General features: G+C 67.5%; 9 protein-coding genes. All 9 read right to left on the reverse strand.

From position 1 onward, the window contains the following. Positions 1 to 22 precede the first annotated feature (22 nt). The 9 genes from GGR25_RS19665 to GGR25_RS19705 all read right to left on the reverse strand — a co-directional run bounded on the left by GGR25_RS19665 (position 23) and on the right by GGR25_RS19705 (position 13756). Complete coding sequence (locus GGR25_RS19665) at positions 23 to 3520, reverse strand: autotransporter domain-containing protein (RefSeq protein ID WP_183400570.1); 3498 nt, start codon at positions 3518 to 3520, stop codon at positions 23 to 25. 197 nt (positions 3521 to 3717) lie between these two features. After that, positions 3718 to 4662, reverse strand: coding sequence for a UDP-N-acetylmuramate dehydrogenase (gene murB / locus GGR25_RS19670; protein WP_183400571.1), 945 nt, complete (start codon positions 4660 to 4662; stop codon positions 3718 to 3720). Then, positions 4659 to 6071 (reverse strand): UDP-N-acetylmuramate--L-alanine ligase, encoded by a 1413-nt coding sequence (murC, locus tag GGR25_RS19675; protein ID WP_183400572.1) that lies wholly within the window; start codon positions 6069 to 6071, stop codon positions 4659 to 4661. Before murC ends, murB begins: the two co-directional genes overlap by 4 nt. Beyond that, positions 6068 to 7180, reverse strand: coding sequence for an undecaprenyldiphospho-muramoylpentapeptide beta-N-acetylglucosaminyltransferase (murG, locus tag GGR25_RS19680; RefSeq protein WP_183400573.1), 1113 nt, complete (start codon positions 7178 to 7180; stop codon positions 6068 to 6070). Before murG ends, murC begins: the two co-directional genes overlap by 4 nt. Next, positions 7181 to 8359 (reverse strand): putative lipid II flippase FtsW, encoded by a 1179-nt coding sequence (gene ftsW, locus GGR25_RS19685; protein WP_183400574.1) that lies wholly within the window; start codon positions 8357 to 8359, stop codon positions 7181 to 7183. Further along, on the reverse strand, positions 8359 to 9759 hold the full coding sequence (gene murD, locus GGR25_RS19690) for a UDP-N-acetylmuramoyl-L-alanine--D-glutamate ligase (RefSeq protein WP_183400575.1): 1401 nt from the start codon (positions 9757 to 9759) through the stop codon (positions 8359 to 8361). The genes ftsW and murD overlap by 1 nt, the downstream gene beginning before the upstream one ends. Positions 9760 to 9768: 9 nt before the next feature. Further along, positions 9769 to 10851 (reverse strand): phospho-N-acetylmuramoyl-pentapeptide-transferase, encoded by a 1083-nt coding sequence (mraY, locus tag GGR25_RS19695; RefSeq protein WP_183400576.1) that lies wholly within the window; start codon positions 10849 to 10851, stop codon positions 9769 to 9771. Continuing rightward, complete coding sequence (locus GGR25_RS19700) at positions 10851 to 12302, reverse strand: UDP-N-acetylmuramoylalanyl-D-glutamyl-2,6-diaminopimelate--D-alanyl-D-alanine ligase (RefSeq protein WP_183400577.1); 1452 nt, start codon at positions 12300 to 12302, stop codon at positions 10851 to 10853. The genes mraY and GGR25_RS19700 overlap by 1 nt, the downstream gene beginning before the upstream one ends. Beyond that, a complete protein-coding gene (locus GGR25_RS19705) occupies positions 12299 to 13756 on the reverse strand; it encodes a UDP-N-acetylmuramoyl-L-alanyl-D-glutamate--2,6-diaminopimelate ligase (protein WP_183400578.1) in 1458 nt (485 codons plus the stop codon). The genes GGR25_RS19700 and GGR25_RS19705 overlap by 4 nt, the downstream gene beginning before the upstream one ends. Positions 13757 to 13766 lie beyond the last annotated feature (10 nt).

A 13766-nucleotide genomic window follows, 5' to 3' on the forward strand; every position in this document is an offset into this window, starting at 1 on the left:
TCGATGTGAAGGCCGTCAGAACTCAGAAGTTCAGCAGACCCGTCAACTTGACCGCGTTGGAATCCGCGTTGTCGGCGAAGGAGCCGGCATAGGTGAAGCCGAGGCTGAACCGCTGATTGAGGGCGAAATCCGCGCCCGCTTCGACGAGGAGCGAATCCTGCGCGATCGGCGTGCCGGCGACCGTGAAGCCGGTCCCCGTGTTCTCGAACAGCATGGCCGCTTCCGGCGGGACATCGCTGAAGGCGTGACGCCAGCCGAGCATGCCGCGCGGCGTGACCTTGATGCCTTTGGCGACGAAGTCGGCCGAGAGGCGCACGCCCAGCGTCGAATAGGCGGTGTCATAGGAGACGCCGCTCGAAGCGAGACCGGTGAGCGGCGCATTGGTCTCGGCGAAGTCCTCCGAGTCCACATTCACCCAGCCAAGGCCGGCATAGGGCTCGATCACCGAACCGCCGAGCGCCGCATCATAGGCGACCTCACCGAAGACGTTGCCGGTCGTGGCGTTATAGGAGGCCTGCGGCGTCTCGACGATGCCGTTGACCATGGCCATGCGGCTCGTGTCGATATTGCTCCAGGCCATCGACGCACCGCCGCGCAGCTTGGTGGCATCGAATGCGACGCCGCCATACAGCGCGAGCAGCGCGGTCTCGATATCGGCCGAGCCGGACCATTTCGACGTATTCGTCGAGCCCCAGCTGTAGCCGCCGGCAAGACCGAGCGTGTAGTTGTCGTTGGTGAGGTCTGCGCCGGCCATCAGCCCGCCGACGCTCGAATCGGTGGCGGACGCATTGCCGTCGCTGTCGCGATTGAGCCAGGAGCCGAAGCCCTGCGCCCAGCCGGCATAACGCGGGCCGCTGTTCTGGAGCGCGTCGAACGCCGCGGTCGAGGGCTTGTTCTCTTCGCCATAGCCGAGCTTCTGGCTCGGCGCGGCGGCACCCTTGGCCGGCGTGCCGACCTGGCGCAGGCGCTGGAGCAGCGTGAGTTCCGTCTGCGTCGCCTGATCGAGCAGCGTGCCGGCGAGATCGGCATGAACTTCGCCCGAGAGCGAATCATAGGCGTCGGCGAGACCGGCGCTGGTCGTGCTGCTCACGATCTGGCTGTACAGCGCGCTGCCCGCCGGAGCCTTGTCGAGCCCGTTGGCGACGGCACGCTGGTTGGCAGTCTGAGCGAAGCTCGCGAAGGGCACGCCATTGCGGTCGAGCGAGATCGTGACGCTGTTCGCGGTCATCCCCAGCGTCGGGGTGATGAAGGTGAAGCTCGGCGCGTCGAGCGCGGCAAAGCCGGACCCGCTCACACCGCCTGCGGCCGTGACGATCGTCGCCTTCGTGCCGACGACATAGGGCCCCGGCGCGAGATCCAGCACGACCGTACCGCCATTGATCGCGGCGGTGCCGGCCACGGCAAGCTGGTTCGAAGCGCCATTGGCGGCCATGCCGACCTTCATCGTCGCGCCGTCGAGATAGGCATTGCCATTGACCGTGAGCGCGCCGCTGGAGCCATTGCCGGGCACGATCACGGCGCCGACGCTGGTCGTTACCAGCCCCGACACGCTGCCGCCGCCTGAAAGCGTGGCACCGCCCTCGACCATCGTCACCGCGGCAAGCCGCGTGTTCACGTCGAGCGCGGCGCCGGAATAGACCGTGACGCCATCCGAATAGGACTGGTCGTCGCCGAGCGCCCATTGACCGGCGCGAACGCCGAGCGTCTCGAAATTCGTCGCGCCACGGAGGGTGGAGACGCCGCTGGCCGTGGACCAAAGGTCCAGAGCGTCGAAACCGGTGCCGCCATCGATGCCGTCGAAGGACGAACCGCTGTAGCCGTCGCCTTCCGTGAGCGAAGCCACGTCATCGCCGGCCCCGAGGTCGACATGACCGCCGATCGGACCGAAATTCGCGAAGAGGTCGTTGCCGATCCCCGTGGAGACGTTTCCGCCGATCGAGCCGAAATTCATCAGGACGTTATGGCCCCAGAGAGCGCCCGTCAGCGTGACGTCTCCGTCGATCGATCCGCCATTGCTGATCTGCACACCATAGCCTTCGGAGACAACGCTGCCGCCGATCCAACCGAGGTTTTGGAGGTTGCCGCCTTTTGCAAGATCGACATTGCCGCTGATATCGCCATCGTTCATGAGGTAGCCGGAATAGGACGGCTCCATGGCGACGTTGCCATCGATCGCGCCGTAATTCTCCAGCCACGACGAGCCAGCGACGTCGCCGAAAATCCAGCCCGTATTGCGAAGCAGATCCTGCCCCGAGCCCTTGTCGATATCGCCGTCGCCGGCACCCATATCGATGTCGCCAACGATCACGCCCGAATTCGTGATCGTGTCGGCGAAGTTCCCGCGCAGCGTGATCGCCTGGCCCGAGCCGCTGAAGATCACCCCCGAATTGACGATGCTGGTCGCGCCATAGGCTGAGCCGCCCTCGCTGTCGTCGACGAGGATGCCGCGCTGGACGCTGTAGATCAGCCCGTCATTCGTGATGCTGCCGCCGCCGATCGAGATCGCATCCGAGATATTGGGATCGTCGGGATTGCCGTCCTTGTCGCCGACGGCGCCGAGCCCCAGGATCGCGCCATGGTTCTCGATGTTGGCGAGGTAGTCGATATCGACACCGTCACCGTCGGCGTTGGCATGCACGGGATCAGAGGTATCGAGCGCGGCCCCGGCGATGACGCCGTAATTGACGACATGCGCCGTCGACAGCGCTGCGATCTGCTCCGGCGTGGCGCCATCCGGAATGTCGAAATTGATGCCTGAGCCATTGCGGCCAAGGATGAGACCATCGGCATAATTCGTGATCTCAAACGCCGTCGCGCCGGTATCACCGGTGATGCCGTGCTTGGCCGCCTCGACAGTACCGTAATTGTAGACCGTGCCGGCACCGGCCGACTGGAAATCGATGCCGTCGCCCCGATCCCACTCCGTGCCGGTCCAGACGCCGTCATTCATCGACTGGATGGTACCGTAGTTCGTGATCGTGGCGTTGCCACCCGGCCGCACGACGTCCGACGTGCCGTTGGCTTCGATGACGCCGAAATTGTTGATCGTCACCGTCCCGCCGAGCGCCGGATTGAAGTCGAGCGCCTGCCCGTCGGTCGTTGAGCGGATCGTCCCGTAATTGTCGAGCAGGATGGTGCCGCCGCCCAGCGCGCGGTTGATGCCGATGGCGTCGTCCGTGCCCTCGATCAGCGCGCCCGACCGGTTGGTCAGCGTCAGCGAGAACGAGCCCGAAGAGCCGCTCGTGCGAATGGCTCGTCCGTTCGTCGACGAGATCGTCCCGGAATTGTCGACCGTCAGACTGGCATTCGCGCTCGACAGCACGACGGAGGGACTGGACGACGTCGTGATCGCGCCGCCGGCATCGACCGTGAGCTTGTTGGTGCCCGAAATCGTCTGCTGCGTGGTGAGGGTCGTTCCACTGGGAACGGTGATATCGACGGCGAAAGCGGCGGGCGAAACGACAATGGCCGTGGCGGCGAGCAGCACGCGGCGGCGTGCCTGCGCGGAAACGAAATGCATGAAGGAGCCCCGATCTTCAAATGGTGACCGAGAGCTAGGGGCTCCATATGACAGCTGGTTGACGGCCAACCGCGGTCAAGCGCACACGCTGATCTTGAGAAATCGCTGGATTCCGCGAGATGCGGAGCTCCTGGAGCCGCGGATCGGCGCTCGCGCGCACCATCACGGCGAGCACTGTTGCCGCTGCGCAACGATTTCTATGCCCCCAGGAACGGCTCCACGGTCTCTCCCGGAAGCGGAATCCCGAGGCGCTTGATCTCCCAGTCGAGACGGATGCCGCTGGTTGCCAGCACCCGCGCGCGCACCGTCTCGCCGAGCAGTTCGAGATCATGCGCCGTGGCGCTGCCGGTATTGATCAGGAAATTGCAGTGCATTTCGGACACCTGCGCGCCGCCGATCATGAGGCCGCGGCAACCGGCTGCGTCGACCAGCTTCCAGGCCGAATGGCCGGGTGGATTCTTGAAGGTCGAGCCGCCCGTCTTTTCGCGGATCGGCTGCGCCCGCTCGCGATGCGCCTCGACCTCGTCCATCGCCGCGCGGATCGTCGCCGGGTCGGCAGGCTCGCCCTGATAGACCGCGTCGACGAAGATGAGGTCGTCGGGTGCGGCTGTGTGGCGATAGGTGAACCCCATCTCGGCATTGGAGAGCGTCACGCGGCGGCCACTCCGGTCGATCGCCGTGACTTCGACCAGCCGCTCGCGCGTCTCGCCGCCATTGGCCCCCGCATTCATCCTGAGCGCACCGCCGATGCCGCCGGGAATGCCGTGGTAGAAGGCGAAGCCCGAAAGCCCCTGCTCCAGCGCGAAGGCGGCGACGCGCTTGTCCGGCAGCGCCGCGCCGACACGGATGCGATCACCGGGCAGACGAGTCGCGGCGCCGAACCCCTTGGCGGAAAGGCGGATGACCACCCCCTCGATGCCGCCGTCGCGCACGAGCAGGTTGGAGCCGACGCCGATCACCAAGACCGGTACGCTCTCCGGCAGGCGCTGCAGGAACAGTGCGAGATCATCGGCATCAGCGGGCTGGAAGAGCGCCTGCGCGGGGCCACCGACCCGGAACCACGTCACAGCGTCCAAACCGAAATTCGGCGTCACGCGACCCCGGATGCCGTCGAGATCGAGGTCGAGCGCTGGAAAGCTCACGGCGCCCCGCCGATCTTGGCGAGTTCGCCGGGCAGCGCGTAGGCCCAGTTGGTGATCGAGCCGGCCCCGAGGCAGACGACATAGTCGCCCGGCTTCGCGATCTCGGCGATCATGCCGGCCAGCTTCTCCGGCGCCTCGAGCGCGCGCGCATCGCGATGGCCGCGGACCTTGAGGCCCTGGACCAGATGATCGCGGTCGATGCCCTCGATCGGCGCCTCGCCGGCCGCATAGACCGGCGCGACGATCACCGTCTCGGCATCGTTGAAGCAGCCGCAGAAGCTGTCGAAGAGGTCGTGCAGGCGGCTGTAGCGGTGCGGCTGGACCACCGCGATCACGCGGCCGGAGGCGGCGGAGCGGGCGGCGCGCAGCACGGCCGCGATCTCGACCGGGTGGTGCCCGTAATCGTCGAAGATCTCGACGCCGTTCCAGGTGCCGGTATGGGTGAAGCGGCGCTTCACGCCGCCGAACGCGGCGAGGCCCTTGCGGATCGCCTCATCGGAAATGCCGAGCTGGTGCGCGACGGCGAGCGCGCCGGTCGCGTTCTGGACATTGTGCTCGCCCGGCATGGGCAGCGTCAGTCCGGCCAGTTCATGCGTCGCCCCGGTCAGGCGGTCGCGGATCACGGCGGTAAAGCGCGACACGGCGCCCTCGGTGCGCAGGTCGCTATAGCGCACATCCGCCTGCGGATTGGCGCCATAGGTGACGATGCGGCGGTCCTCGATCTTGCCGATCAGCGACTGCACCTCGGGATGATCGAGGCACATAACGGCAAAGCCGTAGAACGGGATGTTCTCGATGAACTGCTTATAGGCCTCGCGCACCTTCTCGAACGAGCCGTAGTGATCCAGATGCTCGGGATCGATATTGGTGACGAGCGCCACGTCGGCCGGCAGCTTGACGAAGGTGCCGTCGCTCTCGTCCGCCTCGACCACCATCCAGTCCGAGGCGCCCATGCGGGCATTGGTGCCATAGGCGTTGATGATGCCGCCATTTATCACGGTCGGGTCGAAGCCGCCGGCATCGAGCAGCGCCGCCACCATGGAGGTGGTCGTCGTCTTGCCATGCGTGCCGGCGATCGCGATGGCGCTCTTGAGGCGCATCAGCTCGGCCAGCATCTCGGCGCGGCGCACCACGGGCAGGAGGCGCTCGCGCGCGGCCTTGAGCTCCGGATTGCCCGCCTTGATTGCGGAGGAGACCACGACCAGCCGTGCCTCGCCGAGATTGGCGGCGTCGTGGCCGATCGCGATCGGGACGCCCTTGGCGCGGAGGCGCAGGACATTCGCGTTCTCGGCGGCGTCCGAGCCCTGGACGCGATAGCCGAGATTGACCAGCACTTCGGCGATGCCGCTCATGCCGATGCCGCCAATGCCGACGAAGTGGACGGGACCGATGTCCCGGGGCATTTTCATGAGGATTCTCCAGGAGATAGGCCGGCGGCCACGCGCTCGACGAGGTCGGCGAGGCGCGCATCCGCATCGGGGCGCCCCACCGATCGCGCGGCAAGCGCCGCCTGTTCGAGACGGGCCGGCTCGGCCAGGAAGGCGGTGAGTTCGCGGGCGAGCCGGTCGGCGGTCAGTTCCGCCTGCGGCACGATCCAGCCGCCGCCGGCCGAGGCGAGGACGCGGGCATTGGCGCTCTGGTCCTGGTCGATGGCGTGCGGCAGCGGCACCATGATCGCGGGGCGGCCGATGACGGCGAGCTCGCAGACGGTCGAGGCGCCGGAGCGCGAGACGACGAGTTGGCTCGCCGCGATGCGGGCCGGCAGATCGCGGAAGAAAGGCGCGAGCTCGGCGGAAACCTTAAGCGCTGCATAGGCTTGCGTGACGCGGGCCATGTCCTCGGGCCGGCATTGCTGCACGATCGAGAGCCGCGCGCGCACCGAAGGTTCCAGCTTGCCGAGCGCCTCGGGCAGGAGGTCGGAGAAGAAGCGCGCGCCCTGGCTGCCGCCGAAGACGACGAGATGCAGCGGCGCTCCATCCACGAGGGGCACGAAGGGCACGGCGCTCGCCGCGACGACGGCGCTGCGCACCGGATTGCCGGTCTGGACCACGATCGCCCGGCCGCCGCCATTGGCGACATCGGGGAACGAGGTGGCGAGGACACGCGCCCGCTTGGCGAGCAGTCGGTTGGCACGGCCCAGCACCGCGTTCGCGTCATGCACGATGGTGGGGATGCCGAGATGGGCGGCAGCGAGCATCGGCGGCACGGTCGGATAGCCGCCGAAGCCGACGACGACCCTGGGTCCGATCCTCGCCATCAGCGCGCGCGCCTGCCAGTAACCCTCCCAGAGGCTCCAGCCGGCCTTGGCCATCACCAGCGGCGACTTCACCGAGGGCGTCGCCGAGCGGATGATGTGGGTTGCCGCAGCCGGGAAGTCCTGGCCATAGGCTTCGACGCGATGATCGGTGGCGAGCTCGACCCGCCAGCCGCGGGCGATCAGCGCATGTGCCAGCGCTTCGGCGGGGAAGAGATGGCCGCCGGTGCCGCCGGCGCAGACGAGGACAGTGCCGCGGCTCACTCAGACGGCTCCGGCCTTGGGCGTCGGCAGGCGATCCGCCGGGAACGCCGAGAAGCCCGTCGTCAGGCGGACGGGCTCATAGCGGCGGCGCGTCAGCGCCAGCACGAGACCCATCTGGAAGGCGAGCGCCAGCATGGACGAGCCGCCATAGGAGATGAAGGGCAGCGTCATGCCCTTGGCCGGCATCAGGTTGAGGTTCACCGACATGTTGATGCCGGACTGGACGCCGAACAGCACGATCAGCCCGGCCGAGGCGATGCGCACGAAGGCGTCCTCGTTGCGCAAGCTATGGGCAAGGCCGCGGATGACGACGAAGGCGAACAGCATCACCAGCAGGATGCAGAAGATCACGCCGAACTCTTCCGCGCCGACAGCGAAGATGAAGTCGGTATGGCTGTCCGGCAGGATGCGCTTCACCAGCCCCTCGCCGGGGCCGCGTCCCAGAAGGCCGCCATTGCGGATCGATTCGAGCGCGGTGTCGACCTGGAACGTGTCGCCGCCGGCGCCGGGATCGAGGAAGCGGTTGATGCGGCTCGCGAAATGCGGAAACACCGTATAGGCGGCGACGACGCCGCCCGCGGCCAGCACCGCCAGCGCGCCGATCCAGTACCAGGAGAGGCCGGCCATGAAGAACACGACGGCCCAGGAGACGACCACCAGCATGGTCTGGCCGAGGTCGGGCTGCGCCACCAAGAGCGACACGACGATGCCGAGCAGCAGCACGCCGAAGATGTTGCCGGGAATGTCGCTGCGGCGGGTGTTCTCGGTGAACAGCCAGGCACAGAGCACGACGAAGGCCGGCTTCATGAATTCGGATGGCTGCAGCGAGAAGCCGATCACATTGATCCAGCGTCGGGCGCCCTTCACTTCCTGACCGATGAACAGCGTCGCGAACATCAGCACGATCGAGACGACGAACACGATCAGCGCGACGCGGCGCACGTCACGCGGCGAGAGCAGCGAGGTGGCGATCAGGATGGCGATGGCGGGGATCAGGAAGGCGACATGGCGTTCCACGAAATGGAAGCTGTCGAGGCCGATGCGCTCGGCGACCGGCGGACTTCCGGCCAGCGACAGCACCACGCCGATCAGCATCAGGCCGATCACCCCGGCGAGAAGAAACTTGTCGACCGTCCACCACCATTCCGCGAAGACACCGCGATCGGCCCTGCTGACCATCACCTGACCTCCTCGATTGACGAGCTCGGCTGCAGCGCGCGGACGAGCGAACGGAAATGGTCACCGCGCTTCTCGAAATTGCGATACTGGTCGAAGGAAGCGCAGGCCGGCGACAAGAGCACCACCGGCATCGGCGCCGGATCCTCGGCCGCGTCGCGCGCGGCGGCGATGACCGCGGCCTCCATGGTGCCGACGATCGCGTAGGGAACCTTGCCCTCGAGCGTCTCGGCGAAGGTCTCGGCGGCGACGCCGATCAGATAGGCCTTGGCGATCTTGGGGAAATACGGCGCGAGGCTGGTGATCCCGCCGGTCTTCGGCTTGCCGCCGGCGATCCAGTAGATCCGGTCGAAGCTCGCGAGCGCCTTCTCGGCGGCATCCGCATTGGTCGCCTTGGAATCGTTGACGAACAGCACCTTGCCGATCGTTGCGACCTCTTCCATGCGATGGGCGAGGCCGGGGAAGCTCTTGAGCCCCTTAATGATCGTCAGCTCGGAAATGCCGATCGCCATGGCGGCGGCAATCGCCGTCGCCGCGTTCTGGGCGTTGTGCGTCCCGCGCAGCGAGCCGATGCCTTTGAGATCGACGATCTTGCGCGAGGTGGCGTCGTCCGCCTCATAGATGATGCCGCGGTCGGCGTAATAGCCGTCGGCCACCGGACGCCGCACGGAGATGCGTTCCAGCGTCTTGCCGGCCCGATCCAGCTCCGCGGCGATCGCGGCCGACCAGCTGTCGTCGATGCCGACGATCGCCGTATCCGCGCCGCGAACCAGCTTGGCCTTGATCGCGGCATAGCGCTCCATCGACCCGTGCCGGTCGAGATGGTCTTCCGTCACATTGAGCAGCACGCCGACGGTCGGATCGAGGGTCGGGGCGAGATCGATCTGGAAGGAGGAGCACTCGATGACATAGACGCGGTCGTCGTCGAGCGGATCGAGGGACAGGACCGCCGGGCCGAAATTGCCGCCGATCTGGACGTCGCGGCCGGCGACACGCAGCAGATGCGCGACGAGCGCCGTGGTGGTCGACTTGCCATTGGTGCCGGTGATCGCGATGAAGCGCGTTTTCGGCGCGACGGCACGGCGCTCGCGGCAGAACAGCTCGATATCGCCGATGATCGGGATCCGGGCCGCCTTGGCCTTCTCCACCGTCCAATGGGGCTTGGGATGGGTGAGCGGAACGCCGGGCGCCAGCACCAGCGCCTCGAACTCATGAAAATCCGCCTGCTTCAGATCGACGGTCGGCACGCCGGCCAGGGCGGCGGCCGCGACGGAATCGACATTGTCGTCGAACGCCGAGACCGCGGCGCCGCCGGCGACGAGCGCCTTCGCCGTGGCGATGCCACTGCCGCCGAGGCCAAAGACCGCGACCTTCTTGCCGGCGAATGTGGTGACGGGAATCATCGGTTCTGTTTACCGCAACTTCAGGCTGGACAACCCGATCAGGGCCAGCACCACGGCGATGATCCAGAAGCGGATCACGACCTGCGGTTCCGTCCAGCCGAGCTGTTCGAAATGGTGGTGGATCGGCGCCATCTTGAAGACGCGCTTTCCGGTGAGCTTGAACGAGGCGACCTGGATGATCACCGAGACGGCCTCGAGCACGAAGAGACCGCCGACAATGGCCAGCACGATCTCGTGCTTGGTGGCGACGGCGATCGCGCCGAGCATGCCGCCGAGCGCGAGCGAGCCGGTGTCGCCCATGAAGATCGCCGCCGGCGGCGCATTGAACCAGAGGAAGCCGAGGCCGGCGCCGAACATGGCGCCGCACAGCACCGCGAGCTCGCCCGTGCCGGGCACGAAATGGATCTGCAGATACTCGGCAAAGACCGCGTTGCCGGAGAGATAGGCCATGATGCCGAAGGTCGTCGCCGCGATCATGACCGGCACGATGGCGAGGCCGTCGAGGCCGTCGGTCAGGTTCACCGCATTGCCCGCGCCGACGATGACGAAGGCGCCGAAGGGAATGAAGAACCAGCCGAGATCGATGACCCAGGACTTGATGAAGGGAAAGGTCAGCGCATCGGCGAGCGGCCCGCCGCCAAGGCGCGACAGCGCGAAGCAGGCGACGGCGGCAACGAGGAACTCGACTAGCAGCCGCATGCGGCCGGAATAGCCCTTGTGGCTCTGCTTCGTGACCTTGAGATAATCGTCATAGAAGCCGATCAGGCCGAAGCCGACGGTCACAGCGAGCACCGTCCAGACATAGATGCTGGAAAGATTCGCCCAGAGCAGCGTCGAGACGATGAGCCCCGAGAGGATCATCAGCCCGCCCATGGTGGGCGTGCCCTTCTTCATCAGATGGCTCTGCGGTCCGTCGGTGCGGATCGGCTGGCCCTTGCCCTGCTTCAGCCGCAGCGCGCGGATGATCGTGGGCCCGAACAGGAACACGAAGATGAGCGCCGTCATCGTCGCGCCGCCGACGCGGAAGGTGATGTAGCGGAAGACGTTGAGCGCGGAGACTTGCCCGGATAGATCGCCCAGGAAGTAAAGCATCAGGCAGGTCCTTCAGCATCGGATATTGCCGCGATTTCCGGCGGCGCGAAACGCGATTTCAGCGCATCGACGACACCGGTCATCCGGCTGCCGTTGGAGCCTTTGACCATCAACACATCGCCGGCTGCAATCTCTTCCCCGAGAATCGGGACGAGATCACTCGCCTTCTCCGCATAATAGCCCTTCATGGCCGGCGGCAAGGCCTGCCAGAGCGACGCCATGAACGGACCGGCAACGAACACGCGATCGACGCCGGCGGCGGCCAGCGGTTCGGCGAGCGCGGCGTGCAGGCTCGGCGATTCCGCACCGAGTTCCAGCATGTCGCCGAGCACGGCGATCCTGCGCCCGCCCGAAGCCGGCGCCGTGCTGCCGAGCACCGCGATCGCCGCGCGCATGGAGGTCGGGTTGGCGTTGTAGCTCTCGTCGATCAGCAGGGCGCCGTCATCCCCGACATGAAGCCGGTGGCGCGATCCCCTGCCCTTCGGGGCCGAAAGATCCGCGAAGGAGGCCGCTGCCGCTTCGAGATCCGCGCCGAGTTCGGCGGCGGCGAGCAGCACCGCGAGCGCGTTCTGCACGATGTGACGGCCGGGCGCGCCGATCACGAAGTCGATCTCGCGCCCGAGAATGCTGGCGACGACGCGCGAATGGTCAGCGGCGAGTTCGGCCGAGACGAGACGCCCCTCGGCGTCGGGGTTCTCGCCGAAACCAAGGATCCGCTCGACGCCGGCCTCGATCGCCTTCAGGGCGAGCGCCTCATAGAACGGATTGTCGCGATTGATGATGGCCGAGCCGCCCGGCTCGACGCCGGTGAAGATCTCCGCCTTGGCCGCGGCGATGCCGGCGATGCCATCGGGGAAATATTCGATATGCACGGGCTCGACGGTGGTCACGATCGCCACATGCGGGCGGACCTGGGCGACCAGCGGCACGATCTCGCCGGCATGGTTCATGCCGATCTCGAACACTGCATAGCGCGCCTCGGCCGGCATGCGCGCCAGCGTCAGCGGCACGCCCCAGTGATTGTTGAACGAGGCCGGGGAATAATGCGTCTCGCCGCCGGGCGCCAGCGCGCGGGCCAGCATTTCCTTGGTCGTCGTCTTGCCGACGCTGCCAGTGACGGCCGCGATCCGCGCCTTCGAGCGGGCACGCGCCGCCCGGGCGAGCGCCTCGAGCGACTTGAGCACGTCGGACACGACGACGAGCGGGACCGTCATCCGCCCGAGGCCGGCAAGCCGCTCCTCGGCGACGACGGCGAGCGCGGCGCCGTGACCGGCGGCGCTGCCGACGAAATCATGCCCGTCGAACCGATCGCCCTTGATCGCGAAGAAGGCGTCGCCCGGCCCGACCGTGCGGCTGTCGATCGAGATGCCCCCGATCGGCGCCGAGCCCTGCCCGGTCGGCCGGCCCTTCATCGCGGTGATGAAATCCTCGAATGTCCAAAGCGTCCTCATGCGGCGCGCTCCCCTGCAAGCGCCGCGGCGACCACCTCGTGATCCGAGAACGGATGGACTTCGCCGGCGATGATCTGTCCCGTTTCGTGCCCCTTGCCGGCGATGCAGAGCACATCGCCCGCCTCCAGCATCGCGACCGCCTCGCCGATCGCCCGCGCCCGGTCGCCGATCTCGATCGCGCCCGGAGCGGCGGCGAGGATCGCGGCGCGGATCGTGGCCGGATCCTCGGAGCGGGGATTGTCGTCCGTGACGATGACGAGATCGGCCTGCCGGCTCGCCGCCGCGCCCATGAGCGGGCGCTTGCCCGCGTCGCGGTCGCCGCCGGCGCCGAAGACGACGATGAGCCGGCCCTTGGCGAGGGGACGGAGCGCGGCGAGCGCGACGTCGAGCGCATCCGGCTTGTGGGCGTAATCGATGAAGATCTGTCCGCCGGACAGGGTGCTGCCGACCCGCTCCAGCCGGCCCGGCGCGCCGGTCAGCTGGCCGAGCGCCGCGATGGCGACGGCCGGCGCGATGCCGGCGCCAATGGCGAGCCCCGCCGCGACGAGCGCATTGGAGACCTGGAAGCCGCCGCGCAGCGGCAGATCGACCGACATGGCCTCGCCGAGCACCGAAAGCGCCAGCGCCTGGCCGTCATCGTGTTCATTGACGGAAAGGAGGCGGATCGCCGTGCCGTTGCGGCCGACGTCGATGAGGCGTTGGCCACGGGTCCGCGCGATCTCGGCGACGCGCGCGCCATAGGGCCCGTCCATATCGACGACCGCCGCGCCGTCCGCCGGAAGCAGCACGGTGAAGAGACGCAGCTTGGCGGCGAAATAGTCTTCGACCGTCGGATGATAATCCATGTGGTCGCGGCCGAGATTGGTGAAGGCGGCCGCGACGAGGCGCACGCCATCGAGGCGGCGCTGATCGAGCCCATGGCTCGACGCTTCCAGCGCGGCATGGGTGACGCCCTCGCGTGCGAGGCGGTCGAGCATCTGGTGCAAGGCGACCGGGTCGGGCGTCGTCAGGCTGCCATATTCTGCGCCGGCTGGCGAAACGACGCCGATCGTACCGATCGAGGCCGCTGGAAAGCCGGCCGCCTTGAAGATCTGCCGCACGAAGACGGCGACCGAGGTCTTGCCGCTCGTGCCGGTGACGGCGACGAGCTTTTCCGGCTGGAGCGGATAGAAGCGCGCCGCGATGCGCGCGAGCGCCAGGCGCGGGTCTGCGGCCTCGATGACGGGAACGCCGAGCTCGCTGCCCAGCGCGCCCGGCGCGGCGACGATCGCGACCGCGCCGCGACGGACCGCGTCGGCGGCAAAGCGCGCGCCATCGGCGGCGACGCCTTTCAGGGCAACGAACAGAAAGCCGGGCTGCACCGCCCGGCTGTCGGAGGTGAGGCCCGCGATCTCTGTTCCCGCCGCGTCCGGCGGCAGGGAAAGGTCGCTCGCTATGAGGTCGCTCAGTCGCATTGGCCCTTCA

This window comes from Kaistia hirudinis (assembly GCF_014196455.1).
Lineage (GTDB): Bacteria > Pseudomonadota > Alphaproteobacteria > Rhizobiales > Kaistiaceae > Kaistia > Kaistia hirudinis.